Source organism: Nitrosomonas sp. (genome assembly GCF_019752415.1).
In the GTDB taxonomy this organism is placed as follows: domain Bacteria; phylum Pseudomonadota; class Gammaproteobacteria; order Burkholderiales; family Nitrosomonadaceae; genus Nitrosomonas.
Genome location: NZ_JAIEME010000019.1, coordinates 1 through 25,005, shown reverse-complemented (window position 1 = coordinate 25,005; position 25,005 = coordinate 1). Strand labels below are relative to the sequence as shown.

The window sequence follows — 25,005 nt, the reverse complement described above, 5'->3', positions numbered from 1 at the left end:
ATTGACGAACGTCTGGAGATTGTGGATCAGAAGAGCCGCATAGGTGATTGGGAGGGCGACACCGTGATCGGCAAGAACCATCAAGGGCATTGGTTACATTGGCCGAGAGGAGGTCGCGCTACATTCTGGCAGCCCAAGTGCCCGGCAAACATGTGCCGGGCGTGACAGCAGCGGTAACGCGACTGCTTCGCCCCCATAAAGGCAAGTGCTACACCATGACATTCGACAACGGAAAAGAGTTTGCGGAGCATGAAACCATCGCGGTGGAACTCGATGCGGATATTTATTTCGCCCACTTCTGCCATTCATGGGAGCGTGGCTTGAACGAGAACAGCAATGGTCTGCTGCGGCAGTATTTCCCCAAAGAGATGGAATTGATTGGGGTTACCCAAGAACAAGTGCAGTGGGCGGTGGATAGACTCAATCATCGACCACGCAAGGTGCTTGGATTCAGAACCCCGTTTGAGGTATTCTTCGGAAAGACGGTTCGCTACACCAAATCACCGTTAGGCGTTGCACTTCGAAATTGACTCCGCGAAATTATAAATTACATGAATCTAATCATTCAAGGGCTGGATGTTAATAATAGTGACTTGAGGGCTTTGGCTAAGCTATCCCAAGCAGATGGAATAGAGCGAATTACCGGCCAAGCTTTCCGGTTGATAAATGCTGTTCATTCCAATGATATTTCAGAATATTGTACAAAAGCAAAATTAGATTTTGCTTTTGTAAACGCTGACCTAAAGCTTGTCGATTTTAAATTAATTGCGATGGATATGGATTCTACGTTATTGGCTATTGAATCTATTGATGAAATTGCTGACATGCATGACATAAAATCCCAAGTGGCGGTGATTACATTGCAAACTATGCAGGGCGAGATAAGTTTTGAAGAGAGCCTCACCCGTCGTACGGCTTTATTACGAGGCTTGCATTACGATGCACTGCAAAAAGTCTATGACGAACGTGTCAAACTTAATCCCGGTGCAGAAAAAATGTTGCAACAAGCCAAGCTAGCCGGGTTAAAAACCATGGTCATTTCTGGCGGCTTCACATTTTTTACGGATCGGATTAAAGCCAGATTGGGATTTGATTTTGCAGCTGCCAATGTGCTGGAAATTGAGGAAAATAGACTGACAGGTAAAGTGGTTGGAGACATTATCGGTAGACAAGGAAAAGCACAAGTATTAAATCAGATTCGTGATGAACTGGGTATTAAGCGTGAGCAGATTATCGCTATTGGGGATGGTGCCAATGATCTGGGTATGATGACAGAGGCTGGGGTCAGTATTGCTTATCATGCTAAACCCATCGTAAGGGATCATGCAACCTACGCGATTGAGTATGTCGGGTTGGATGGTGTTATCAATTTATTCAAATAAATTGGATCGGCTTGCTTGTTCGTTAGGTGAATTTAATAATTTGGTTCATACATCAGCGATTTAACATAGCCAGCCAGATCCTCAGGTAAGTTGGAATCCGTCAATCCTTCTTGAGCTGCCACCCGACAGACAGCGACAGCAATCGCGTGGGATACTTCGCGCACTCGTGTTAACGCCGGATAAACCGCGCCAGTGCGAATTTCCTGTTGAGTAACGGTGTTTGCCAAAACCTCGGCGGCCGCTAAAAACATAGCTTGTGTGACAAGCCGTGATGAGCTGGCGTAAATACCCAGGCCTATACCTGGGAAAATATAAGCATTATTACCTTGGGCGGGCTTAAATAACTGATTGCCGTACTGCACGGCGTCAAAAGGGCTGCCGCTGGCAAAGATAACTCGTCCATCACTCCATTGATAAGCCTGCTCAGCAGTACACTCCGTATGTGAAGTTGGATTCGATAAGGCAATAATGACCGGGCGCTCATTCACTGTGGCCATTCTACGCACAATAGCTTCATTAAAAGTTCCGGCAACACCGGTAGCACCGATTAGTACGTCAGGTTTGATCTCACCGATAGCATCGACAAAACTGCAAGCGGCATGTTTATGAGCGAATGCTTTGATGCGCGGTTTGATAGTTTCGTTTGCCGCTGTTACCAATCCATTTCTATCGATAAACCATAACCTTTTTTGCGCTTGTAGTTTGCTTAATCCGGTCGCACAGAATGCTTCGACCATCAATTCGGCAGTGCCGCCTGCCGCAGAACCGGTGCCTAGGAACATGATATTTAGATCGGCAAACTTCTTCCCGGTAATACGGCATGAGGTGTAAATGCCAGCGAGTGTCACCGCGGCAGTACCTTGTATATCATCATTAAAACAGCGAACCTGTTCGCCATATCGGTCTAGAAATTCAAATGCATGTGGTGTGAGGAAATCCTCAAACTGTATCAATGCATTTGGAAAACGGGATTGCACAGCTTTGACGAATTCATCAACCAGTGAACGGTAAGCATCGCCACTGATACGCGGATAAGGATAACCTAAATAAAGCGGATCTTCACGTATTGGCATGTTATTTGTGCCAACATCTAGCATGATGGGTATACATTGTGCCGGGTGAATACCCGCGCAGGCTACATACAGAGCGACTTTTCCGATTGGGATTCCCATACCATTGGCACCTAGATCCCCCAAACCCAGAATTCGCTCCCCGTCTGTAACAACAATCACGCGAATATCTTCTTCTGGCCAGTTTCTCAGAATTGTTGCAATTTCGCCACGATCATCAGGGGTAATATAGAATCCTTGCGGTTTTCTGAAAATGTGTGCAAATTCCTTGCACGCTTCGCCGACTGTCGGGGTATAAACTAAAGGCATGATTTCTTCGATATGGTCAATCATTGTTCGATAGAAAAGCCGTTGATTGCGTTCTAGCAGTGCATTAAGAAAAATATATTTTTCAATCGCAGTGCTTTTACAACGCACACTGCCTAAAACACGTTCTATTTGTTTATTGATGCTTGCAACATCATAAGGAAGGAGTCCTCGCAAACCAAAGTGTTTGCGTTCTTCACGCGTAAATGCAGTTGATTTGGTGAGTGCCGGATCATCCAGCAGCGTTTTTCCATATAAATTCTTCATGTTAATCAATGCCTTTGGAGTAACGGATGGGTCTTGTAGTTAACGGTAAGAAACAAAGTTGCTTAATTTCATTATGGGTTGGACAATCCAGACAACCAAAGATAAACTTATTTGTCTCAATAGAAAATACTTTCGGTCGTATTTGTAATCATAGACTCTAGTTTTTATCTACATTGAGCTGATTATTTAACTAGTAACGATTTTTTATCCAGAGATAACTTGAAAAAATTATGAGTCAATCACCATTTCCTATACCCGATCCCCATTTATACACTGAAGAAGAAATAGCACAATTGGTTCATACCTTTTATGCAAAAGCTAGAAATGATCCTTCACTGGGCCCTATTTTTGAAGCGCATGTGATCGATTGGGATGCTCATTTTGTACAAATGATCAATTTCTGGTCAGCTCAGTTACGCGGCACCAGCCGATTCCGCGGCGCGCCTATGCCAAAACATATCGCACTTCCTGAACTCACCGCAGAGTTGTTTGAACGCTGGCTTTATCTTTTTCGGCAGACAACCGAAGAACTAGGCGATCCGAATTTGCAACAACATGCCAATGCAATTGCCTCATTTATTGCAAGCAGGTTGTGGCAGGGTTATCAAATGAGCAATTACCCAGACAAACAGCCCGTAGCATTGCATATCGCATAAGCTTTTATAGTCTTGCTCAAAATATTTTGAAAAGTATAAAAAGTAAAATTATCGTTTTTTCAATGCTAGCCACACTGATTCCTTCACTGGGACTGGGTATATTATCGTTTCAGCAGAATGAAACGATGATTAGTGAGAATGTAACCCGAGAATTGCGTGCCTTGGCAAATTATGCCAACCGGGAATTAGATTTATGGATTAAAGAGCAAATTCTTGTTGTTCGCGAACTCGCAACGTCTAAAATTCTTATTGAAGGACTGTCTTTAGGATCTCAGTCTCAGAAAAATAAATTCATCAAACAGCAAAAAGCATTGGAACTCTATTTGAAGTCTGTACATAAGCGATTGGAAACAGTATTGGAACTAACAGTAGTCGATACCGAAGGTGAAGTAATTGCCAGCAATGTGGATTCGCCTTTTCCAGTGACGCTTTCACAAGATTGGCCGCAAGATGCATCCATTCAAGGGGATGTTGTTGTGCCGCCACAATGGAGTGCGAATTATGCAACGGCGATACTGAGTATTTCGGTTCCTGTGTTATCGGTGGATGATTTTATCTTAGGCGCACTGATTGTAACGTTTGATTTGCGCAATATTCAGCCAAGTTTAAAAGATAAAATAAAATCACCGCCTGGTGATGTACTTTTATTAGATAAAGATGGATTGGTCATGTTGGTCAGTGATGTTTCGATCATCAGTACAGATACCCCAGTATCGCTTGAGTCTGGTGTATTAAGACGATTGCAGGATAATCCAGGGGAACTTGAAGTATTTCATGGACCCCGGCAAGAAAATGTAGTGGGCTTGGCTTATATGTCCGAGAAACCGCCCATAACAATAATCGTCAACAGAAGTCATAAATTGATTTATGCTGCTTGGGAGCAGCAACGCGATTTTTACATCGGTCTGATCTGTATCATTATCTTTGTCGTTACTACAATCGCTTTTCGGATGAGCCATGCCATCGTGGTTCCTTTACAAAAATTGATTGATGCGACTGAGAGGATTGTAAAGGGCGATCTTAACGCTGAATTAACTAATACTCGGCGTGATGAGCTCGGTCAATTGATGCGCATGTTTAACCAGATGACCGACAAATTACGTCAGAATCAAGCCGAAATTACTGCGGCCAGTGTTGCCATGCAGGAAAAAAATCAGCTGTTGGAAACGTTATCGGCAACTGATAGTTTGACTGGGTTATATAATCGCAGCAAGCTGAACTCGATTATTCGAGAGCAGTTGGCTCGATATGAACGGACAAGACGCCCTTTTGCTGTACTCATGATTGATGTCGACAATTTCAAGACACTCAATGATAGTCTCGGTCATGTTGTCGGTGATGAAGTAATCGCCGCAATAGGAAAAAATATTTCACAATGCATTCGCAATGTTGATTTTGCCGCGCGTTATGGTGGTGACGAGTTCATGATTATTTTAACTGAGGCGAATGTCGATGAAGCAATGAAGACAGCGGAACGTATCCGAGGGCATGTGGCCGATGTGTACTGCAGTACATTAGATAAAATACTTCAAGTGACACTCAGTATTGGAGTTATTCAAAGTGAATCTCAGGATAAATCCGTAACTTCTCTGCTTTCCAGGGTTGATAGTGCACTGTATGAAGCCAAGCATGCTGGACGCAATCAAGTTTATTGCATGAAACCACCACAGTCCAATGGCACATTATAAGTGCGGTTATGGACTGTAGTTATTCCTCTACTTCAAGCGATGTGCTAAGAATCCAACCTTGATTGCCTTCAGTCTGAACTCGAAGCCAAGAACCAAGACTGGCATTTGCTGCCAGCGTCGTATCTTTTTTCAAGGTAGCTAATATGGGTGCGCTGGTATTGGGTTCTTTGCGCAAATTGACATTTGTCTTGGCGCGTAATTTTATCGGCGTATGAAATTCGAGCAGGGAATTATTTTCAATGGATGTTCTCTTGCGATCAGAGCTAGTTATCAGATTAATCAAATGTTTGGCTTGCGCAATATGATTCATAGCCTGGGCATATTGATCTTTCTCATAAAACATTGATGCAGTTTCTACTAAATGTTGTGCTTGGATCTGCAATATTTGATCTGCTGCAGAAATTTTAACTTGTTTCAGATGTTCTAAAGCCACTTCGATTTCTGCAATTGCAGAGGCTGTACTTGGTTTTGTGGCTAATCGATGGAGTTTTACTTGTGTACGAGTAGCTTCTTTATTGACTTCTCGTAGTGTTTGCGCCTGGCTTTGTTGACGCATTTACTGACTCTTAATCAATTCATCTTTTTCAGCAATCACTTTCTCCAAGCGTGCAATCTCATTTTTCAAGCCTTCATCCTCGGATACTGAAACCGGTATTGGTTCAATAAATCGAATGGGGGTTGGTTCCTGCGAAATACACCCTGACAAATTCAGTGCAAATAAGCAGAATATTAGTTTATTCAATGACAAAATAGAACTGCTAATTGGACAAAATGGTATGGTTTGCAACAATAAATTTTTCATTGAATCTTTTATAATCCGATTAATTAAGTTGAAAAACAGAGAAGATCGAAAGAAACAAAATGTACCCAAGAATTATTTAATTTTCCAAACAATTAAGCGACGCGTAATATTGATAACTTGGAGTTGTTTTAGATGATAAATCAATTCATCATCAGCGTAGTAATGATTTGTAGGAATTATTGTAATTTTTCTACCATACTCGACAGTATTGGACGAAGATATGTCAATTAGAAGTCTGCTAAGAGACTTTTTCATTTCAACGAAGTTCTTGAACACATTATTTATGTGAGGGTGTCATGTATCAGAGAATTTTGGTACCCATTGATGGTAGTGCTACATCTGAGCGAGCACTGGATGAAGCCATTAAATTTGCACAACAGCACAATGCACAAGTGGAAGTGGTCCATGTATTAGAAGATATCTGGTATTTCGACAATGAAGATTATCTAAACTATGCGGAGCTAATCCAAGCCATGAGAGGAATTGGTGAAAAAATACTGGCGCAAGCGCAAAAGAAATTTAAACAGGCCGGAGTCGCAGCTGAAATAAAGTTACTTGAAACGCAAGGGGAGCGTATTGCCAGTGTTATTGTTACTGAAGCTAAGAATAACCGGTCAGATTTGATCATCATCGGAACGCATGGCCGATCTGGTTTTAGCCGTATGTTATTTGGCAGTATTGCGGAAGGCGTGGTACGAACAGCACATATTCCGATTCTTCTGGCTCGCGGAGTTGATGTCTGATGATGTCTTGATGTGCAAAGACGGCTATGACTTAATGAAGCAATATGTTTGCGGTTAAATAGTTAATTCTTTTAATAATAAAATTAGAACATGGAAAATTATGAAGCGCTATTAGCAACTATTGCATTAATGATGGGTGCTTCCTGGGCAAGTGGCATTAATCTGTATGCTGTGTTACTGGTGCTAGGCTGGGGTGGCTCAACAGGTCATATCGATTTGCCTGCAGAATTATCGGTATTGGAAGACCCCTTGGTGATTGCGGCAGCCGGTGTGATGTATTTTATAGAATTTTTTATGGATAAGATACCGGGCATGGATTCCGTGTGGGATACTATTCAAACATTTGTTCGTATTCCGGCTGGCGCCATGCTGGCAGCAGGCGCAGTTGGCGATGTGACGCCAGCGCTCGAGATAGCAGCAGGTATTCTGGGAGGTGGCGTAGCTGCAACGAGCCACGCCACCAAGACAGGTACACGGCTGTTACTTAATACATCCCCAGAACCATTTACGAATTGGTCGGCCTCCATTGGAGGCGACTTGCTAGTGCTGTCGGGAATGTGGGCAGCATTAAAACATCCAGAGATCTTTCTTGTTTTGTTTGTTATTTTCTTTGGTTTTTCGATTTGGTTTTTACCTAAATTATGGATTTTAATTAAGCTATTGCTCTCTAAAATTGGAAAATTTCTCGGATTAACAAAAGCACGGTCTTTTGTACCCAATGAGCCAGATTCTTGTGCCCCCAAGGCAGAATCGCAGCAATATGATCAAATTGCAGCACTAGAGCGCTTAGAGCAATTAAGAGACAAAGGCATACTTACGGAACAGGAATTTGAACAGCAAAAAAATAGTATTCTGAAAGGAAACGATCAATAGACTAATTTTTCCGTTGAGTCTGACTTTTCAAAACATCATAATTCTTCTGCTTTTGGTTAAAGTAACCAATCACTAACGTTATCTCCTTAAAATGCTATGCAACGCCAGTGGGATATTTTTTGTACGATTATCGATAACTTTGGTGACATTGGCGTGTGTTGGCGTCTGGCACGGCAATTAACACAAGATCATCATCAGGTGGTACGGCTTTGGGTTGATGATCTGACCAGCTTTTCCTGTGTAGCACCGGATGTTAATCCAGAGATTCAACAGCAAGTAGTGCAGGGTGTTGAAATCTGTCATTGGCAGTACATATCCGTCGAAGTTGAACCAGCTGAAGTTGTAATCGAAGCATTCGCTTGTGAATTGCCAGATGTTTATGTGGCGGCGCTGTTACAGAGAAAAAAACAACCGGTTTGGATTAATCTGGAATATCTCAGTGCTGAACCTTGGGTGGTTCAATGTCATGGTCTGCCATCGCCACACCCACGCCTTCCTCTAGTTAAAACATTCTTTTTCCCTGGTTTTGTGCAAGGTACCGGTGGATTATTGCGCGAAAAGAATTTAATCGCGCGACGAAGTACTTTTAGCCCAACAGCAGAGCGTGCATTTTTGCAGCGTAAAGATTTGTTGGCGCGAAAACCGGATGAAATACGCATTTCACTTTTTTGTTATGACACTGCGCCGGTCACTAAACTTATTCGAGTATTGTCTGAGTCTTCAAAGCCGGTTTTGTTAATTGTTCCAGAGGGGAGTGTGGCTGGAAACATAGCGTCTCAACTAAACAATTCATTATCACAGACCGGGAAGTTGATTCAGCATGGGCAATTAACCGTCCGGATTATTCCATTTATGGAGCAGACTGATTATGACCGGTTACTTTGGAGTTGTGATTTTAATTTTGTGCGCGGTGAAGATTCCTTTGTGCGCGCGCAATGGGCAGGTAATCCATTTGTCTGGAATATTTACCCCCAAACAGAAGGCACGCATTGGAAGAAGTTGGATGCGTTTCTTGAACTATATACCGCAAATATGCCGGAAGATATGACAGGTGCAGTTCGTGAGATATGGGCCTGCTGGAGTGGCAGGTACGAAATAAACAGCACTATTTGGTTGAACTTCTTATTTTTTCGGGAATCTATCACGCAACACAATAAGCGCTGGGTTAGACAATTATTGGAACAGGTTGATTTAGCATCCAGTCTGGTGCAGTTTGCTGAAAATCGGCTATAATTTATCGTTTATGAATTTGATGTTTACTGCTCTAGAGCAACATCAATCTTGCTTATAACTTAATTTTGGAATTGAAATATGAAAACGGCAATGGAACTACGCTCGGGTAATGTCGTGATGGTCGGTAATGATCCCATGGTCGTGCAGCGGGCAGAATTTACCAAGTCTGGCCGTAACGCTTCTGTGGTTAAGATGAAACTAAAAAATTTGTTTTCCAGTACCACGATGGAAACCGTATACAAAGCGGATGAAAAATTCGATTTGGTTGTTCTGGATCGTAAAGAGTGCACCTACAGCTATTTTGCAGACCCGCTATACGTTTTTATGGATGCCGAGTATAACCAGGTTGAAGTGGAGGCTGACAATATGCCGGATGTTTTGAATTATCTGATCGATGGTATGGAAGATGTTTGTCAGGTAACTTTTTATGAAGATAAAGCCATATCCGTTGAATTACCTAACACAATTGTGCGCGAAGTTGAATACACCGAACCCGCAGTGAGGGGCGATACAACGGGTAAGATCATGAAACCAGCACGTTTGGTTGGGACAGGGTTTGAAATTCCGGTAGCTGCTTTTGTAGAAATTGGTGACAAAATTGAAATTGATCCACACAACAATGAATTCAGAAAGCGTGTTTGATGCTTGATCAAATTAAAAAAGGTGGCGATAGCCACCTTTTTTATTGGGTTGTTAGCTGGCAATCACTTGTATATCCGGTTCGATGGTTTTTAACATATTCTCAATCCCCCTCAGCGTACCGGAAATGGAGCTGGGGCAAGTGCCACAAGCGCCCTGATAGTGGATACGCAAGATATTGCCATCGAGCCCTAAGATATGCAAATCACCACCATCGTGTTGCAGGTACGGCCGTACTTCCTCATCCAGTAAGACATTGATTTTTTCCAGGCGCAGCTGATCTTCAGGGCTTAAATCAGCGAGTACATTGCTGGCAGCGGCTACCGTTTCGGCAGATTGCGCCGAGGCGGCTGGTGCTGCCCGGATAGGGTCGGCAATTTCACGTGCCAAGTCTTGCCAATTAGCCTCCCCATCTTGGGTAACCGTGATCCAATGATCGATATAAAAAACATTTGTAACATGATCAATTTCGAATAATGCAGCAGCCAGGGGATCATCTTGAGCAGCTTCAGCGTTATCGTACGATCGTGCAATTCCCCAGGTCAGCGGTTCTTTGAGGATGAATTTCAATGCATTTTTGTTAGGCGTTCCTTCAATATCAGCAATTTTTGGCATTTTATTTTTTTATCAATACTGAGTATGCAATTATTTTTCAGGAAAGTTGTTTGGGCATATATGCCAGGATCACTGATGTGATTTGACTTAGTATGCTACTGAATCAATTAGGACTTACTCGATATCGCGTGCGCTGAATCATGATTTGCTTCAGTTGATGTGCTGGCAATCGAGTTGAGCGCGGCATGCAGGGTATGCCACGGTAAGATTGCACATTTCACGCGTGTTGGCAGATCACGTATGCCCGAAAAAACTGTCAAGCGTCCAAGGTGATGCGGGTGAGTAGTATCCAATTTTCCAGTCGCTAATTCACGAAACTCATGAATGAGTGTTTCTGCATCTAGACGAGATTTTCCTTTAACAGTTGCTGTCATCATTGAGGCGGAAGCCTTGCAAATTGCGCAGGACTCACCTTGAAAAGCAATGTCAGTAATCTGATCATTTTCAAGTTGCAGGGTAATATCCAAACGATCACCACATAAGGGATTATGGCCAACTGCCTGATGGTTAGCGTGATCCAATTTTCCATAATTACGCGGTTTACGGTTATGGTCAAGTATGACTTCCTGATACAGTGAGTTTGTGTGCATTATAAAAAAACCTTTTGGACGTTTTTAATGCCAGCGACTAAGGCATCTACTTCTGTTTTTTTATTGTAGAAGGCAAATGAAGCACGAGAAGTAGCCGGTACATTAAAATGTTGCATCACAGGCTGAGCACAGTGATGTCCTGTGCGAACGGCAATACCATCCTGATTGAGAATCGTGCCGATATCATGCGGATGAATGCCGTCGATCGTAAATGAAATGACGGCTGTTTTTTCTGCCGCTGTGCCAATGATCTTGACACCTGGAATATCGTTCAAGCGCTCCGTCGCATAATTAAGTAAGGATAACTCATATGCGGCTATACGCTCGATACCAATAGCCGCCAAATAATCAACAGCAGCACCAAAGCCAATCGCAGCGGCAATAGGCGGAGTGCCTGCCTCAAATTTATGTGGAATGGTATTGTAGAGTGTTTCTTCAAAAGTGACCGAAGCAATCATATCGCCACCGCCTTTAAAAGGCTGCATGGATTCCAGTAAAGCTGCCTTTCCGTAGAGTATGCCCACACCGGTTGGACCGCAAAGTTTATGCGCAGAAAAGGCATAAAAATCGCAATCGAGTGCTTGTACATCAATAATGATATGCTGAGCTGCTTGTGCGCCATCAATCAGAACAGGAATGCCATGTTGATGTGCGAAATCAATCATGTGCTTGATGGGATTGATGGTGCCGAGTGCATTCGATACGTGAATTAAACCAACAAACTTGGTGCGTTCGTTAAACAGCTTTTCATATTCATCGACTTCCAGATCACCTTTGTCGTTAATCGGAACGACACGAATTTTTGCACCTTTCTCGTTGGCGAGCATTTGCCAGGGTACGATATTGGAATGATGCTCCAAAGTAGTCAGAATGATTTCATCGCCAGCCTTGATGAACTTGCGCCCATAGCCGTGCATGACCAGATTAATGGAATCGGTTGTGCCGCTGGTAAAGATAATTTCTCGATCTTCACGTGCGTTGACGAACTGTTGGAGTTTGCAACGCGCGTTGTGATACTCCATTGTGGCAACTTCGGACAGATAGTGAACAGCGCGATTGATATTCGCATGTTGCGTAGTCTGGTAGCGCACCAAGCGATCAATGACTTGCTGCGGCATTTGACTGGATGCCGCATTGTCGAGATAGACAAGCGGTTTGCCGTCTATTTTAAGTTTCAGAATCGGAAAATCGGCGCGAATCTTTTCCGCATCAAAATCATCGGCGGAAATTTCAGGTTTCAGGGAGACTATGGCTGAGTTCATGATTAGTTACTTTGAGTCTGATTAAGAACTGCTTGTTCCAATTGTTGCCTGAGCGAAGTGACAGGAATACGACTGATGATTTCAGCGCCAAATGCGTAGGTTAATAGATTGCGTGCGGCTTTTGCAGATAAGCCGCGGCTTTCCAGATAAAAAATCTCTTCTTGATCCAATTGTCCGACTGTTGCGCCGTGCGCACATTTAACGTCATCGGCAAAAATTTCCAGTTGCGGTTTGGTGTCTACTTGCGCCAGCTTGCTGAGTAACAAGTTGCGACTGGATTGCGATGAGTTCGTCTGCTGCGCATGTGGGTGTACTATGATTTTTCCATTAAACACAGCGTGTGCAGCATCATCGGCAATGCATTTATGATGCTGGCGACTGGTGCCGTTGGGTTTTAAATGGTCAATGCAGGTATGCGTATCTGCAAGTTGACGATCTGAAATCAAAGTCAATCCATCAACAACGCATTCCGCCGCTGCATCAGTTAACCGGACATTCAGGTTATAGCGGGAAATCTGCGATCCAAGTGAAATACTGGTTGATTGATAATTACTTGCATGGGCGAGAGACACTGCACAGTTTGCCAAATGAAAAGCCTGTGCGCTTTCACGCTGGATTCGAATATGTTTGGCCTGCGCATTGGCAGCTAAGCTGATTTCTGTGACGGAATTGGTGATATAAGTGGCTTGTTGAAGCGCTACATAATCCTCAACAAGCGTTACATTGCTTCCTGCTTCGCCAATCACTAAACAACGCGGATAACTGGTTACTTCTTTCTGCGTTGCAATAAACAGCAAGTGGATTGGCTCAGCAATGGCGATACTCTTTGGAACAATGATCAGCGCGCCATCGCGTAGGAAGGCTGTGTTTAATGCTGCAAATACGTTGTTGTCAAATTGAACATGCTGCCCTAAGTGCGATTCCAACGTCGATGCGTGCGTTGCTACAAATTCCGGCAGGTTTCCTATCACCAGCGCCGTAGCGTCAAAAATGGTCGATAAATTTGAAGAATAATGACCATCAACAAATACCAAACGGTTTTTTGCTTCCTTCAAGCTCAAATGTTCAATGTCATGCGCATGCAGATTGCATTCCGGCTGTGACGGTTGATAGGGTAGGTGGGCTATAGGCGATATATCCGTAAAACGCCATTCTTCATCGCGCCGGGTTGGCAATTTCTGTGTGCTGATACGATCAATTGCTTGAGCGCGTAATTGACTCAACCACGATAACGATTCGGTCGATTTGATCGGGCAAGACTTAAGCAGACATCCGAGATAATCCGTGCTGGCGAGATCACTCATGCGATTACTCCGTTAACCGGTTTGTTTGCATTAACCCAATCATAACCGCGTGTTTCCAGCTCCAATGCCAGTTCTTTACCGCCCGTCATGACGATGCGTCCTGCTTGCATGACATGTACAAAATCAGGCACGATATAATCCAGTAAGCGTTGGTAATGCGTAACCAGAATCGTTGCATTGTTTTTATTGGCGATTTGATTGACACCATTGGCCACTGTTTTAAGTGCGTCGATGTCAAGTCCGGAATCTGTTTCATCCAGAATGCTCAGTGTGGGTTCTAATAATGCCATTTGTAAAATTTCGTTACGTTTCTTCTCACCGCCTGAGAAACCTTCATTAACGCTGCGATCTAAGAAATCAGGATTCATTTCCAGTAATTTCATTTTTTCACGCACAAAATCGTCAAATTCAAGAGGATCCAGTTCTTCTTTGCCACGTTTTGTTTGTACAGTATTGTAAGCGAGGCGAAGAAATTGTGTGTTAGCAACGCCCGGAATTTCGATCGGATATTGGAAAGCCAAAAACAATCCGGCACGGGCGCGCTCTTCAGGTGGCAGCTCTAATAAGTTATTGCCTTCAAACTGAACTGATCCGCCGGTGATTTGATATGCTGAATGACCAGCTAACACTTTTGCAAAGGTACTTTTGCCTGATCCATTTAAACCCATAATGGCATGTATTTCCCCGCTCTTAACAGTAAGATCAATGCCCTTTAGAATCTCGGTGCCGTTAATACTGGCGCGTAAATCTTGAACAGAAAGAATGGTTCTGCTGTTTTTATCAATCATCCGACACTTCCCTCCAGTTTGAAGCTCAGAAGTTTCGTGGCTTCAACAGCGAATTCCATCGGCAATTGCTGAAACACATCCTTACAGAACCCGTTGATAATCATTGAAACCGCTTCTTCGGCATCAATGCCGCGTTGTGAGAAGTAAAAAAGCTGATCTTCGCCAATTTTAGAAGTAGAAGCTTCATGCTCAACGATTGCGCTGTTGTTGTGTACTTGTATGTAGGGAAAAGTATGTGCACCCGATTGATCGCCAATCAGCATGGAGTCACATTGCGAATAGTTGCGTGCGCCCTCTGCAGTTGGCGTGATGCGTACCAGGCCGCGATAACTGCTGTTTGAATGACCCGCTGAGATACCTTTGCTGACAATTGTGCTACGTGTATTTTTTCCGAGATGAATCATCTTGGTGCCGGTATCAGCTTGTTGATAATTGTTAGTGACTGCAACCGAATAAAATTCACCGACAGAATTATCCCCGCGCAAAATACAAGAGGGATATTTCCAGGTAATTGCAGAGCCGGTTTCTACCTGTGTCCAGGAAATTCTTGAATTAACACCCTTTGCCAGGCCACGTTTGGTTACAAAATTGTATATCCCGCCTACGCCATTCTCATCCCCGGCATACCAATTCTGAACTGTTGAATACTTAATATCTGCATTATCTAATGCGATCAATTCAACAACTGCTGCATGCAACTGATTTGTATCAAATCGGGGTGCGGTGCAACCCTCAAGGTAACAAACGGACGCGCCTTCTTCAGCAATGATCAAGGTTCGTTCAAATTGCCCGGAACCTTCCGTGTTAATACGGAAATAGGTGGATAAATCCATTGGACATTTAACACCCTTCGGTATGAAACAGAAAGAGCCATCTGTAAATACTGCAGAATTCAGAGCTGCAAAGTAGTTATCACCTACTGGAACTACAGAGCCTAAATATTTTTGGATGAGCTCCGGGTGATTTTGTACTGCCTCCGAAATAGAACAGAAAATAATACCTACTTCAGCAAGTTTTTCCTTATAGGTAGTGGCCACTGAAACACTATCAAAGATGACATCAACAGCGACGCCTGCAAGTGCTGCGCGTTCGTGCATGGGTACACCGAGCTTCTCAAATGTGCGCAATAATTCAGGATCAACTTCATCCATACTGGCGAGTTTTTGCTTTGGTTTGGGTGCTGAATAGTAGCTGATTGACTGAAAATCAATTTTTGGATAATGAACATTCTGCCATTTTGGTTCATTCATTGTTAGCCATTTCTGATAGGCTTTTAGTCGAAATGACAAGAGCCATTCGGGTTCATTCTTTTTAGTCGAAATTAATCGGATGATATCTTCGTTTAGTCCTTTGGGTGCGATATCGGATTCAATCTCAGTAACGAAGCCATGTTTATATGGTTGATTAACCAGATTTTGCAGTACTGCGCTCATTTGGTTTGTTCCTTTATTTTAGTATCTTTAGTTTTTAAACAGATATTTCAAATTGCTTAACAGTCAAGTCAGGTTTTTTTAAAAAGAAAAAAATCATTTGAAACTACCATGACCTTGAGTCAAATCTTAGTAGGTTCTTTCACGCTAAAACTATCGCCACAGCCGCATGTATTATCAGTATTAGGATTGATAAACTTGAACGAGCTATTGAGGCCCTCCTTGGTAAAGTCGATTCGAGAGCCATCTATATAGGGTAAGCTGCTTGTATCCACAACTACTTTTGTTTTATGGGATTCAAATAATTGATCATCTGATTTGATCTCATCTGCATAGTCGAATATATAAGAATATCCTGAGCAGCCTGATTTTTTAATCCCAACTCGCAACGCCAGCCCTTTGCCTCGTTTTGCAAGTTGCTGTTGGATATGCTTTGCGGCATTTTCAGTTAAGGTAATTGGCATAGTATTAATTCAATGCAGAATTCTCAATTTAAATAAAATTATCAAGGTGCTTATATATCGTCTGATGATACGATCCGACGTACTCATTACATTAACTACCACAGTGAAGATAAGACACAAGTCGGATTAAATTGTTCAGTATAAAAACTTGTAAAGTCCTTAATCCTTAAGATGATATCTCTGAGAATCGAGATCTTTAACTGGCGAACACTTAATTTATGCAGCGTTTGTTTCGCGCATATCAAGAAGCGGGATGATGCCGTCGCTTTGTTGATTTATTTGATTGTCAACAAGCTCCTTGAGCGTTACGTCGCCAAGGTATTCAAATATTAGGTCGTTTAATTTCGCCCATAAGTCGTGGGTCATACATTTTCCATCGTTATGGCAATTCTCTTTGCCGCCACACTGTGTCGCATCGATGGGCTCATCAACAGCAAGAATAATGTCTGCTACTGAAACTTTATCTAAATCTTTTGCAAGGCAATAACCGCCCCCCGGTCCACGCACACTATCTACAAGTTCAGATTGACGCAATTTTGCGAACAACTGTTCCAGATAAGATAGTGATATTTTTTGCCGCTGACTAATATCTGCCAACGTCACAGGGCGGTTGCTTTGTTGTAGGGCAAGATCTAATAATGCTGTTACCGCAAATCTGCCTTTTGTTGTTAATCTCATGATTGACTCCTTTTAAAAATCGGGTGGGTTGATCGTTAAAAATAAGTACTTGCATGAATAATACCCGATTGATTTAGTCAACTATACAATACCCGATTGATTTAGTCAACTATGTATGCATGGAATTGTAGAGAGCAAATAAGCTGCTAGGATTTTAAGAAACAGTAGATAATCCTCTATTTTCATCTAAGGCATATGGCGGATGCGGCTCGCCTTATGTTTTGTACGAAAAAGCTGAATAATTTGGTCATTTTCGCAATCTAAATTCTGTTCTTCGATAGATAAGCTGCTGGAAGAAATAGTACAATGCCATCTTTGCTGATATGAATAATTATATTCATAAATTATTAATCTGATTTTATAGTAGATAGAACAAGAAAAAAGGGAGCATAGCAAATTGAACCGGCTAGACAGACATTACAATACTGTGCGGGTTATTCCATTCGAAATTCGATTAGCTTTGTACTTGTACGATGAGGCGACCTGATCAATTGGAAATATTGATAGCAAAGATAAGTTGTATCAGTTTGTTGTATCTTGCAAAAATAGTCTTGTAATGGATATGCGATTTTTTCAGAATCTATACATTTTGGCTCTTTTGTTCATACTTCCGCTAACCGGCTTGGCGAGTGAGTTATCCGTTAAACCTGAGAACGGACAAAAGCCAATAATCAAACCGCAAAAGAAACCAGTGCAGATCGAAGCCGATCGTATCACAGGCTATTACAAGCAGGAAATTGAAGCAACCGGTAATGCAGTATTACATCATGAGGATAATGTACTTACCGCGGACCGTATGAAATACTATCAGCAGACTGAAGATACTGAAGTTGAAGGAAATGTGCGCTTGGAGAGGCCTAAAGATACTTTGAAAGGTGTATATCTTCAGCTCAATCTGAAAACCGAAGAAGGTTATCTAACAGAGCCGCGTTATTTGATGAATAAAGGGAAAGGGCGTGGGGCTGGCGACATGCTGTTATTTGAAGGTAAAGACAATTACCGGTTGAAGGAAACCCATTACACGACTTGTCCGGAAGGTGACAATGGTTGGCACATTCGTGCCAAAGAGCTGGAAATTGATAACAAGAAAGAAGTAGGCACCGCACGTCATGTCAGTGTTGTATTTAAAGACACGCCCATACTGTATTCCCCTTGGATAGACTTTTCCTATAGCGGCAAACGTAAATCAGGAATGCTGGCGCCCGTTGCGGGCTATAACGTAAGAACAGGGTTTGATGTCGCACTTCCGTTTTATTTAAATATTGCACCCAATATTGACGCTACCATTGCGCCACGCATTATGACTGAGCGTGGTTTCTTGCTGAGTAACGAAGTGCGGTATATCGGCAATAAGAACATGAATGGCCATCTGCAGTTCGATTTTCTTCCGCAGGATATCCAAACCAATCAGACCCGCTGGGGTGTTTTATTCACACATACACAAAATATTGGGAAAGGCTGGCAAGGTTTTCTGAATTACAATCAAGTTTCGGACGATCGTTATTTCCGTGAGCTCACACCCAATCTTGCTCAAACCAGTTTGACCAATTTGTCGCAACAAGGCGGAGTCTCTTATAACGGCAGATTGGGCGCAAACGGGGCAGTGAGTTTTACCGGATTTGCACAACGTTTTCAAACAATCCAGGATCCGTTGGCGCTGTTTGTATCTCCTTATGAGCGTTTGCCGCATTTTTCCATGAATGCCATTAAACGCGATGTAGGAAAAATGGACTTTGAACTCAATAGTAGCTGGACAAATTTTTATCATCCTACTCTCGTCGATGGAAAACGCTTTGTATTCTATCCCAGTGTCAGTGCGCCATTGCGCAATGAATATGGCTACATTACGCCTAAAATCGGCTTGCATTATACGCAATATAGTTTAGGTACACCGGTAGAAAATAAAGGGGAAAATATCGATCGTGCCATCCCAATTTTCAGCGTGGACAGCGGTATCGCATTTGACCGGAAATTGCAATTGGGTGATAGGAATTTTGTCCAAACTCTAGAGCCGCGCATATTTTATACCTATGTGCCATACCGGAATCAAAACTATCTGCCGAATTTTGATTCGGCAGTTAATGATTTTAGTTTTGCGCAAATGCTCACTGAAAATCGATTTAGCGGCAGTGATCGTATTAATGATGCCAACCGTGTTACAGTCGCATTGACATCGCGTTTCGTTGAACAGGATACGGGAATAGAGCGTTTGCGGCTTGCAGTAGGGCAACAAGTCAATTTTACCGACCCGCGAGTCTTGCTTCTTCCTCCCCAGGTTGCCAGCGGCAAATCGGATTTCATTGCAGCTATTTCAGGGCGTTTAACACAGCACATTAGTACCGATTCTAACATTCAGATGGATGAATCCAAATTTTGGATTGAGAAAGTGCGTACTGGTATCAGTTATCAACCGGAACCGGGCAAGGTACTTAATCTTGGTTATCGCTTTACACGTAATGTTCTGGAACAGATGGATAGTTCATTTCAATGGCCAATTGCTGGAAATTGGCACGGTATTGCCCGGGCAAATTATTCGCTGAAAGATGACAAGATCCTCGCAGGATTGGCAGGTTTTGAGTACAACGCATGTTGTTGGGCTTTACGCTTTGTCGTACAACGGTTGACAACGGCTACGCAAACCACAACCACTGCAGTTTTTGTGCAGCTGGAATTAAAGGGGCTAATGGGAATTGGCAATAACCCATTGCAGGTGTTACAACAAAGTATTCCGGGGTATACCAGCGTTCACTGATCATTGATTTGCCACGCCAATCGTATTCATCAAGTATCATCAATCTATGCATAACAGAAACTATTCCTGCATCTTTCTATTGCTCATTGCATTTTTATCTGCTCATGTTACTGCACAAGAATTGGAATTTGTTCCGGCTGCAAAACCGATTGACCATATCGTAGCAGTTGTGAATGAAGATGTTATTACCCGGCAGGAGCTTGATGAAGCCATCAAAATAGCTATCGGCCGGCTGCAGCAGCAAGGTGCTCAATTGCCTAATCACCAAGCAATGGAGAATCAGGTACTGGAATCTTTAATAAGCAAACGTATTCAATTACAGCATGCAAAGGAAGTGGGGTTGTCCGTCGGTGAAAGTGAATTGGATGAGACCATACTGCGTATTGCTGAGGATAATAAGTTGTCTTTGCCGGAATTTTATATTGTGTTGGAAAAAGACGGAATCAGTTATAACAAGTTCCGAGATGAGATTCGCGAGGAAATGATCATGGCGCGGATGAAGGAGCGGGAGATTAAAAATCAGGTGAATGTTACGGAAGGAGAAGTTGACAATTTTCTTCATACCCAGGAAACCTCGGCCGAGGGTAATGATGAATACCGTCTCGCACATATTTTGATATTAGTATCGGAAAATATGAATTCCGACCAAATCCAGCAAAGAGCTGAGCGCGCCGATATGGCGCTAAAGAAACTGAATGAAGGCGTAGAATTTGCGCAGGTAGTTGCTGAATTTTCCGATGCTGCCGATGCTAATCAAGGCGGGATCATTGAGTGGCGCCCAATTACCCAAATGGGTCCGGCATTTGCTGACTTATTGACACCGTTGCAACCGGGGGATGTGACACAAGTAGTCCAAAGCCCGAATGGTTTTCATATTTTTAAACTCCTCGGCAGGCGTGTTCAAGAAGTGCCGACTGTGATCATTGATCAGACGCATGCGCGGCATGTACTGATTAAAATTAATGAATTGACTTCCGAAAATGATGCCAAGCAAAAAATTCTTCAGATTAAAGAGCGGCTTGATAAGGGGGAGGATTTTGCGGAAGTAGCCAAACTGTATTCCGAGGACACCAGTGCGTCATCCGGCGGTGATCTTGGCTGGCTTTCGCCGGGCGATACCGTACCGGATTTCGAACGGGCGATGAACGCGCTGCTACCGGGTCAAGTCAGTGATCCGGTCAGATCGCAATTTGGCTGGCATGTAATCCAAGTAATGGAACGCCGCTCACAAGATATCAGTCTTAACCGCCGCCGGCAGTCAGCCCGGCAAGCAATACGAAATCGTAAATCTGATGTTGTTATTCAGGAATGGCTACGGCAATTACGGGATCAGGCCTATGTGGAATATCGTCTAGATAACGATCATTAAACATGAACAATAAATTTATTCCCAGATTAGCGCTGACTGCCGGTGAGCCCGCAGGAATCGGCCCGGATATATGTGTGCAAATTGCACAGCAGCCGCTGTCATGTAATCTGGTAGTCATCGCAGATCGTGAATTATTGCGGATACGTGCGCAACAACTCAAGCTTCCGCTGAAGCTGATTGATATTTCAGTCACTACACCATGTCAACATACAGCGGGCAGCTTGCAAGTTCTGCATGTCCCTTTATCGGAAACGGTCATACCGGGAACACTGAATCCGGCTAACGCACGTTATGTTTTATCCACACTGAAACGTGCTGTTGAAGTCTGTCGATCCGGTGAATTTGACGGCATGGTCACAGCGCCGGTTCATAAAGGCGTGATTAATGATGCGGGCATTCCGTTTACCGGGCATACAGAGTTTTTAGCAGAATTGATGCATAGCGCGGTGGTCATGATGCTGGTGGGTGGCAACATGCGCGTAACGCTAGCGACAACGCATCTGCCGCTCAAGGATGTGGCCGCGGCGATCACACCGGATAGAATCGAAAGCAAATTACGTATTATTCAGCGTGATCTAATCACTCGTTTTATGCTGGATAATCCGCGTATTGTTGTCGCGGGACTCAATCCGCATGCCGGTGAGTCCGGTCATCTGGGACGTGAAGAAATCGATGTCATTATTCCTGTCCTCAATAAATTGCGTGCTGAGGGGATGCAGTTGATCGGACCTGTTCCGGCGGATACTTTGTTTAGTCCCGCACAACTCAAACAATATGATTGTATTTTTACCATGTATCATGACCAGGGATTACCGGTTTTGAAGCATGCCAGTTTCGGCGGCGGTGTTAATGTCACCTTAGGATTGCCCATTATCCGTACCTCGGTTGATCATGGTACGGCACTGGAATTGGCCGCAACAGGGCGCGCGAATCCCGGCAGCTTACTGACCGCAATTGAAATGGCCGCGCAACTGGCCAAAAACCACGCGTTGTTTCTTCATGCACCATAACCCGCGCAAACGTTTTGGCCAGAATTTTTTAGTTGATCAGCAGATCATTGCGCAAATCATCCATGAAATTTACCCGCAAAAGGGTGAACGAATCATTGAAATCGGCCCGGGCCTTGGTGCGTTGACACGTCCTTTGCTGCAAGTGCTGGATCATCTGGATGTTGTGGAAATCGATCGCGACATTGTAGTCAAGCTGGAAAAGGAATTTCCGCAAGAAAAATTGACCATTCATGCAACCGATGCGCTGAAGTTTGATTTTTCTGCTTTGGGTGAGAAACTGCGTATTATCGGTAATCTGCCTTACAACATATCCACCCCTTTACTGTTCCATCTGAGTCAATTCTCAGAACAGATCTTGGATATGCATTTCATGCTGCAGAAAGAAGTTGTGGAGCGTATGGTGGGAACGCCGTCAACGCCAGATTATGGACGCCTCTCTGTCACGTTGCAGTACCGCTTTGATATGGAGCATGTTTTTAGCGTTCCGGCAGAATCTTTCCGCCCGATACCCAAAGTAGAATCGGCTATCGTGCGGATGATTCCACGTTCTCAATCCTCTCGTACCGTTAAGGATGAAGCATTATTCGCACAAATTGTTTTGGCGGCATTTTCGCAACGCCGTAAAACACTCCGCAACACATTGCATCATTTCTTGAAGGCGGAGGATTTTAGCGCTCTGGGTATTGATCCTGGGCTGCGCGCTGAGAACTTATCGGTAGAAAAATTTATCGCGATTGCAGATTTTCTGGCCTGAATAGCTCACCATTATCTTTTGCATGGCTTGTGAGGGAAAATAATTTATAGCGTGGCATAATGAGCGAACAGCCGCCAAGATTATTTGCGCAAATATTTGTTTCGTGACACAACACTCATCTTTGGAGGGTATGAATGATTCGCTATCTGTACATACTTCTTGGGCTATTCATACTATTCGCGTTTTCTGCCTGTGCAACCAAAACACAAGTAAAGAAAACGATTGATTCAACGGATAAAGCCAAGATCGCGACACCTTTTGAACAACTCTCCTTTAAATCGGAAGGGAAAACGGTTTTTGAGGATGAGGGAAAATTCATCCTGATTGAGGGAAGTAAATGCATGCAGCGGGATAATGGTGCGGAAGCGGCAACCGTGCTGCAATGGATCGAAATGCCCGGCTACGTGGATAGTGCGACCGTCGTGCTGAATGGCTGGGATCTGCGCTATCTGCAAAAAGATCGCGAAGTGAATTCGATGAAAGCGGACATCATCCACAGCAAGCTGGTTAAGAGCGCCGGTTCTTCCTTCCTGGTGTTTGAGGTGCAAGGCAAACTGGATGACCAGAATCGTGCTGATGCGTACGAGTTCTGTGTATTTTATAGCGGATTCGGCTATCGCTCGGTTTGGTTTGATGCCGTGATTGAATCGGATTACAACGGTATTGAGGCATCGGCGTTACAGAATAAAGCGCAAGGTGCAGTGGCTACTGTGGAAAACTTGGGAAGCAAAGGTACGCTAAAAGGCAATGATGTGATTGCAATCATCCCGCGCGGATTTGATTTTCAGTTTGATGACATCTTCGAATGCGAATTACGTTTCCCCCCCTGCAAATGGGCGGATCGTGCCGATTATCGTTTGCTGCAAGCTGCCTACAACCTGTCTCAAACCGGCGCCTCGCCTAACCGCGACGGCAGCCCGCACTGGGTTACTCAAACCATTTTCAAAGATAACGATCCGCGCACGCACCGCATTAAAACACGCGCCGCCCAGATTCGCGGCAGCAGCGTCAAACTGCGCGCAGATTTCCTGGCACTGAACCCCCGCGCCGGGAAAACCGCTACTTGCCGCAAAAACACCGACGGCATTGTCCGCACCCAGACATTCCGCATCAATGATTTACCCTACGACTATGCCGTGCCGATGCTGACCGGCTGGGACCTCTCCTACGAATGCGAGCATCAGCAAGTGCAACGGGCAGGCATCTGGATCCATGACATCCACTTCAATCCGGACGCCAACAGCTTGGAATACAAAGTATCGTCCATTCTGCGCGACCAGGATGGCGCACCCAGCTTCAACGCCGCGCACCGCATTACGGTACTAGGACTTAATCGCCTGCCTTCGTCCGAGCAACACCGGACACCTAAAATTGAAATTAAGCTTAGGGAGCATTGATTGTTCGTGCTTGCTTATAGTAAACCGATAATTAACAGTAGGATAATTTGAGTTTTCTATGACTATACGACAATTTTCGGTTTTTATAAGGCATCGGATGTCGTATATAGTTAGGGCATTCTATCCATGACACCGCGCCAATGTGAAATCGCCGCAGAGTCTTACCCGCTTGCCTTCTTGTGCGCAGTGCGGAGCGAATCAACCGCACTACGATCTCATGGCCGTCAAGGACGAACGCAAGCTTCCAGTGTCCGTGAAGGGAAGCCAAGATGGCGATTGGATGCTCGCTGTCCGCTTTGTCAAACCGTGAGTGAACTACCATGCCGCAATTGACCGATGGTTAACCATTCAGCAGAAAGACGTTGTTTACGTGTTGGTTCAATTTCTCAATGTTGCACTTGGTCAAGCTCCACGCGTTTACGTTGCGAGCCCGACGGAGATTGCGGATCACATGAAAACCCAATGTAACGGTCGCGGTCACGGGTCGCTACAAGAAGACTATCAGCTCCATCATCCTCGCTCGCAGTACAGCCACAAAATTCCAGGCGAATGGGTTTTCACAAATGAACGCATTGACCAAATTCAGCCCTAACCTGGCAGTCAAGGGGAATTGTGCAAAAAGCCGCGCTGCATTGGGCAGGTCGCGAACCAAGAAAAATGAATGTATGTATGCTGTGGACTATGACAAAATTACTATGATTAGTCTGCCAAAATACACAGTTTCTAACTTGTAATCAATTACCTATAATCTGTTCTGCCAGATCCGCTGATCATCAACAATATTCAGTTCTGGAATCAGTCTTCTGCACCTTCGCTCGGGAGATAGCGTAGTCGCATCGTTTCGCAGTTTTTATATATTGGAAATGCTTCAATTGATTAAATTTATGATATGGTTTCACTACTGTCCCATTAACTTTCAAAGTAGAGACATCT

At 43.8% G+C, this 25,005-nt stretch carries 24 protein-coding genes; 13 read left to right on the top strand and 11 right to left on the bottom strand.

Annotated features, from left to right (window positions below; all coding sequences use genetic code 11):
• Positions 1–47 precede the first annotated feature (47 nt).
• Together K2P83_RS04250 and serB are read left to right on the top strand one after the other, a co-directional pair.
• Positions 48–530 carry an IS30 family transposase gene (locus K2P83_RS04250; protein ID WP_363279370.1) on the top strand — a complete coding sequence of 161 codons (483 nt, stop codon included), beginning with the start codon at positions 48–50 and terminating at the stop codon, positions 528–530.
• A 21-nt stretch (positions 531–551) separates the two neighbouring features.
• Positions 552–1,382, top strand: coding sequence for a phosphoserine phosphatase SerB (gene serB, locus K2P83_RS04245; protein ID WP_292926635.1), 831 nt, complete (start codon positions 552–554; stop codon positions 1,380–1,382).
• A gap of 32 nt (positions 1,383–1,414) precedes the next feature.
• Here serB and K2P83_RS04240 read toward each other — a convergent pair whose 3' ends face one another.
• Positions 1,415–3,025: an NAD-dependent malic enzyme gene (locus K2P83_RS04240; protein ID WP_292926634.1), complete on the bottom strand. Its 1,611-nt coding sequence runs from the start codon at positions 3,023–3,025 to the stop codon at positions 1,415–1,417.
• 230 nt (positions 3,026–3,255) lie between these two features.
• On the opposite strand from K2P83_RS04240, the gene K2P83_RS04235 reads away from it, so the two are divergent.
• Both K2P83_RS04235 and K2P83_RS04230 read left to right on the top strand, forming a co-directional pair.
• A complete protein-coding gene (locus K2P83_RS04235; protein ID WP_292926633.1) occupies positions 3,256–3,681 on the top strand; it encodes a group III truncated hemoglobin in 426 nt (141 codons plus the stop codon).
• Between the two features lie 62 nt (positions 3,682–3,743).
• Positions 3,744–5,369: a diguanylate cyclase gene (locus K2P83_RS04230; protein ID WP_292926632.1), complete on the top strand. Its 1,626-nt coding sequence runs from the start codon at positions 3,744–3,746 to the stop codon at positions 5,367–5,369.
• A 19-nt stretch (positions 5,370–5,388) separates the two neighbouring features.
• Here the strand turns inward: K2P83_RS04230 and K2P83_RS04225 are convergent, their stop codons facing one another.
• Both K2P83_RS04225 and K2P83_RS04220 read right to left on the bottom strand, forming a co-directional pair.
• The gene (locus tag K2P83_RS04225) at positions 5,389–5,925 is read right to left on the bottom strand and encodes an SH3 domain-containing protein (RefSeq protein WP_292926631.1); all 537 of its coding nucleotides are present in this window, start codon (positions 5,923–5,925) and stop codon (positions 5,389–5,391) included.
• Positions 5,926–6,171, bottom strand: a complete 246-nt coding sequence (locus tag K2P83_RS04220; protein WP_292926630.1) for a hypothetical protein — start codon at positions 6,169–6,171, stop codon at positions 5,926–5,928.
• Between the two features lie 296 nt (positions 6,172–6,467).
• On the opposite strand from K2P83_RS04220, the gene K2P83_RS04215 reads away from it, so the two are divergent.
• The 4 genes from K2P83_RS04215 (at position 6,468) to K2P83_RS04200 (ending at position 9,662) form a co-directional block, all read left to right on the top strand.
• Entirely contained in the window at positions 6,468–6,914 is a 447-nt protein-coding gene (locus tag K2P83_RS04215) for a universal stress protein (RefSeq protein ID WP_292926629.1), read from the top strand.
• Positions 6,915–7,004: 90 nt separating this feature from the next.
• A complete protein-coding gene (locus K2P83_RS04210; protein WP_292926628.1) occupies positions 7,005–7,787 on the top strand; it encodes a DUF4126 family protein in 783 nt (260 codons plus the stop codon).
• A gap of 96 nt (positions 7,788–7,883) precedes the next feature.
• On the top strand, positions 7,884–9,020 hold the full coding sequence (gene earP, locus K2P83_RS04205) for an elongation factor P maturation arginine rhamnosyltransferase EarP (protein ID WP_292926627.1): 1,137 nt from the start codon (positions 7,884–7,886) through the stop codon (positions 9,018–9,020).
• Between the two features lie 78 nt (positions 9,021–9,098).
• Entirely contained in the window at positions 9,099–9,662 is a 564-nt protein-coding gene (locus K2P83_RS04200) for an elongation factor P (RefSeq protein WP_013966075.1), read from the top strand.
• Between the two features lie 51 nt (positions 9,663–9,713).
• Here the strand turns inward: K2P83_RS04200 and K2P83_RS04195 are convergent, their stop codons facing one another.
• From K2P83_RS04195 to iscR, 8 genes are all read right to left on the bottom strand, one after another.
• Complete coding sequence (locus tag K2P83_RS04195) at positions 9,714–10,274, bottom strand: NifU family protein (RefSeq protein ID WP_292926626.1); 561 nt, start codon at positions 10,272–10,274, stop codon at positions 9,714–9,716.
• Between the two features lie 107 nt (positions 10,275–10,381).
• Positions 10,382–10,864, bottom strand: a complete 483-nt coding sequence (sufU, locus tag K2P83_RS04190) for a Fe-S cluster assembly sulfur transfer protein SufU (RefSeq protein ID WP_292926625.1) — start codon at positions 10,862–10,864, stop codon at positions 10,382–10,384.
• A complete protein-coding gene (locus K2P83_RS04185) occupies positions 10,864–12,126 on the bottom strand; it encodes a cysteine desulfurase (RefSeq protein WP_292926624.1) in 1,263 nt (420 codons plus the stop codon). Before K2P83_RS04185 ends, sufU begins: the two co-directional genes overlap by 1 nt.
• Positions 12,127–12,128: 2 nt before the next feature.
• Positions 12,129–13,430 (bottom strand): Fe-S cluster assembly protein SufD, encoded by a 1,302-nt coding sequence (gene sufD / locus K2P83_RS04180; protein WP_292926623.1) that lies wholly within the window; start codon positions 13,428–13,430, stop codon positions 12,129–12,131.
• Positions 13,427–14,218, bottom strand: coding sequence for a Fe-S cluster assembly ATPase SufC (sufC, locus tag K2P83_RS04175; RefSeq protein ID WP_292926622.1), 792 nt, complete (start codon positions 14,216–14,218; stop codon positions 13,427–13,429). The genes sufD and sufC overlap by 4 nt, the downstream gene beginning before the upstream one ends.
• Complete coding sequence (sufB, locus tag K2P83_RS04170; RefSeq protein ID WP_292926621.1) at positions 14,215–15,651, bottom strand: Fe-S cluster assembly protein SufB; 1,437 nt, start codon at positions 15,649–15,651, stop codon at positions 14,215–14,217. Before sufB ends, sufC begins: the two co-directional genes overlap by 4 nt.
• 119 nt (positions 15,652–15,770) lie before the next feature.
• On the bottom strand, positions 15,771–16,112 hold the full coding sequence (locus K2P83_RS04165; protein ID WP_292926620.1) for an iron-sulfur cluster assembly accessory protein: 342 nt from the start codon (positions 16,110–16,112) through the stop codon (positions 15,771–15,773).
• Between the two features lie 216 nt (positions 16,113–16,328).
• Positions 16,329–16,790: a Fe-S cluster assembly transcriptional regulator IscR gene (gene iscR, locus K2P83_RS04160; RefSeq protein WP_292926619.1), complete on the bottom strand. Its 462-nt coding sequence runs from the start codon at positions 16,788–16,790 to the stop codon at positions 16,329–16,331.
• A 589-nt stretch (positions 16,791–17,379) separates the two neighbouring features.
• Between iscR and K2P83_RS04155 the strand changes: the two genes are divergently transcribed.
• From K2P83_RS04155 to K2P83_RS04135, 5 genes are all read left to right on the top strand, one after another.
• Positions 17,380–19,542, top strand: a complete 2,163-nt coding sequence (locus K2P83_RS04155; RefSeq protein WP_292926618.1) for an LPS-assembly protein LptD — start codon at positions 17,380–17,382, stop codon at positions 19,540–19,542.
• 46 nt (positions 19,543–19,588) lie between these two features.
• A complete protein-coding gene (locus tag K2P83_RS04150; RefSeq protein ID WP_292926617.1) occupies positions 19,589–20,911 on the top strand; it encodes a peptidylprolyl isomerase in 1,323 nt (440 codons plus the stop codon).
• A 2-nt stretch (positions 20,912–20,913) separates the two neighbouring features.
• A complete protein-coding gene (gene pdxA, locus K2P83_RS04145) occupies positions 20,914–21,921 on the top strand; it encodes a 4-hydroxythreonine-4-phosphate dehydrogenase PdxA (RefSeq protein WP_292926616.1) in 1,008 nt (335 codons plus the stop codon).
• A complete protein-coding gene (gene rsmA / locus K2P83_RS04140; protein ID WP_292926615.1) occupies positions 21,911–22,675 on the top strand; it encodes a 16S rRNA (adenine(1518)-N(6)/adenine(1519)-N(6))-dimethyltransferase RsmA in 765 nt (254 codons plus the stop codon). The genes pdxA and rsmA overlap by 11 nt, the downstream gene beginning before the upstream one ends.
• Positions 22,676–22,809: 134 nt before the next feature.
• The gene (locus K2P83_RS04135) at positions 22,810–24,072 is read left to right on the top strand and encodes a hypothetical protein (RefSeq protein ID WP_292926614.1); all 1,263 of its coding nucleotides are present in this window, start codon (positions 22,810–22,812) and stop codon (positions 24,070–24,072) included.
• Positions 24,073–25,005: the final 933 nt, after the last annotated feature.

What these genes read in the sequence shown, in the direction of transcription:
- serB (WP_292926635.1), top strand. Translation starts at nt 552, where the DNA reads ATGAATCTAATCATTCAAGGGCTGGATGTTAATAATAGTGACTTGAGG.
- K2P83_RS04240 (WP_292926634.1), bottom strand. Translation starts at nt 3,025, where the DNA reads ATGAAGAATTTATATGGAAAAACGCTGCTGGATGATCCGGCACTCACC.
- K2P83_RS04235 (WP_292926633.1), top strand. Translation starts at nt 3,256, where the DNA reads ATGAGTCAATCACCATTTCCTATACCCGATCCCCATTTATACACTGAA.
- K2P83_RS04230 (WP_292926632.1), top strand. Translation starts at nt 3,744, where the DNA reads ATGCTAGCCACACTGATTCCTTCACTGGGACTGGGTATATTATCGTTT.
- K2P83_RS04225 (WP_292926631.1), bottom strand. Translation starts at nt 5,925, where the DNA reads ATGCGTCAACAAAGCCAGGCGCAAACACTACGAGAAGTCAATAAAGAA.
- K2P83_RS04220 (WP_292926630.1), bottom strand. Translation starts at nt 6,171, where the DNA reads ATGAAAAATTTATTGTTGCAAACCATACCATTTTGTCCAATTAGCAGT.
- K2P83_RS04215 (WP_292926629.1), top strand. Translation starts at nt 6,468, where the DNA reads ATGTATCAGAGAATTTTGGTACCCATTGATGGTAGTGCTACATCTGAG.
- K2P83_RS04210 (WP_292926628.1), top strand. Translation starts at nt 7,005, where the DNA reads ATGGAAAATTATGAAGCGCTATTAGCAACTATTGCATTAATGATGGGT.
- earP (WP_292926627.1), top strand. Translation starts at nt 7,884, where the DNA reads ATGCAACGCCAGTGGGATATTTTTTGTACGATTATCGATAACTTTGGT.
- K2P83_RS04200 (WP_013966075.1), top strand. Translation starts at nt 9,099, where the DNA reads ATGAAAACGGCAATGGAACTACGCTCGGGTAATGTCGTGATGGTCGGT.
- K2P83_RS04195 (WP_292926626.1), bottom strand. Translation starts at nt 10,274, where the DNA reads ATGCCAAAAATTGCTGATATTGAAGGAACGCCTAACAAAAATGCATTG.
- sufU (WP_292926625.1), bottom strand. Translation starts at nt 10,864, where the DNA reads ATGCACACAAACTCACTGTATCAGGAAGTCATACTTGACCATAACCGT.
- K2P83_RS04185 (WP_292926624.1), bottom strand. Translation starts at nt 12,126, where the DNA reads ATGAACTCAGCCATAGTCTCCCTGAAACCTGAAATTTCCGCCGATGAT.
- sufD (WP_292926623.1), bottom strand. Translation starts at nt 13,430, where the DNA reads ATGAGTGATCTCGCCAGCACGGATTATCTCGGATGTCTGCTTAAGTCT.
- sufC (WP_292926622.1), bottom strand. Translation starts at nt 14,218, where the DNA reads ATGATTGATAAAAACAGCAGAACCATTCTTTCTGTTCAAGATTTACGC.
- sufB (WP_292926621.1), bottom strand. Translation starts at nt 15,651, where the DNA reads ATGAGCGCAGTACTGCAAAATCTGGTTAATCAACCATATAAACATGGC.
- K2P83_RS04165 (WP_292926620.1), bottom strand. Translation starts at nt 16,112, where the DNA reads ATGCCAATTACCTTAACTGAAAATGCCGCAAAGCATATCCAACAGCAA.
- iscR (WP_292926619.1), bottom strand. Translation starts at nt 16,790, where the DNA reads ATGAGATTAACAACAAAAGGCAGATTTGCGGTAACAGCATTATTAGAT.
- K2P83_RS04150 (WP_292926617.1), top strand. Translation starts at nt 19,589, where the DNA reads ATGCATAACAGAAACTATTCCTGCATCTTTCTATTGCTCATTGCATTT.
- pdxA (WP_292926616.1), top strand. Translation starts at nt 20,914, where the DNA reads ATGAACAATAAATTTATTCCCAGATTAGCGCTGACTGCCGGTGAGCCC.
- rsmA (WP_292926615.1), top strand. Translation starts at nt 21,911, where the DNA reads ATGCACCATAACCCGCGCAAACGTTTTGGCCAGAATTTTTTAGTTGAT.
- K2P83_RS04135 (WP_292926614.1), top strand. Translation starts at nt 22,810, where the DNA reads ATGATTCGCTATCTGTACATACTTCTTGGGCTATTCATACTATTCGCG.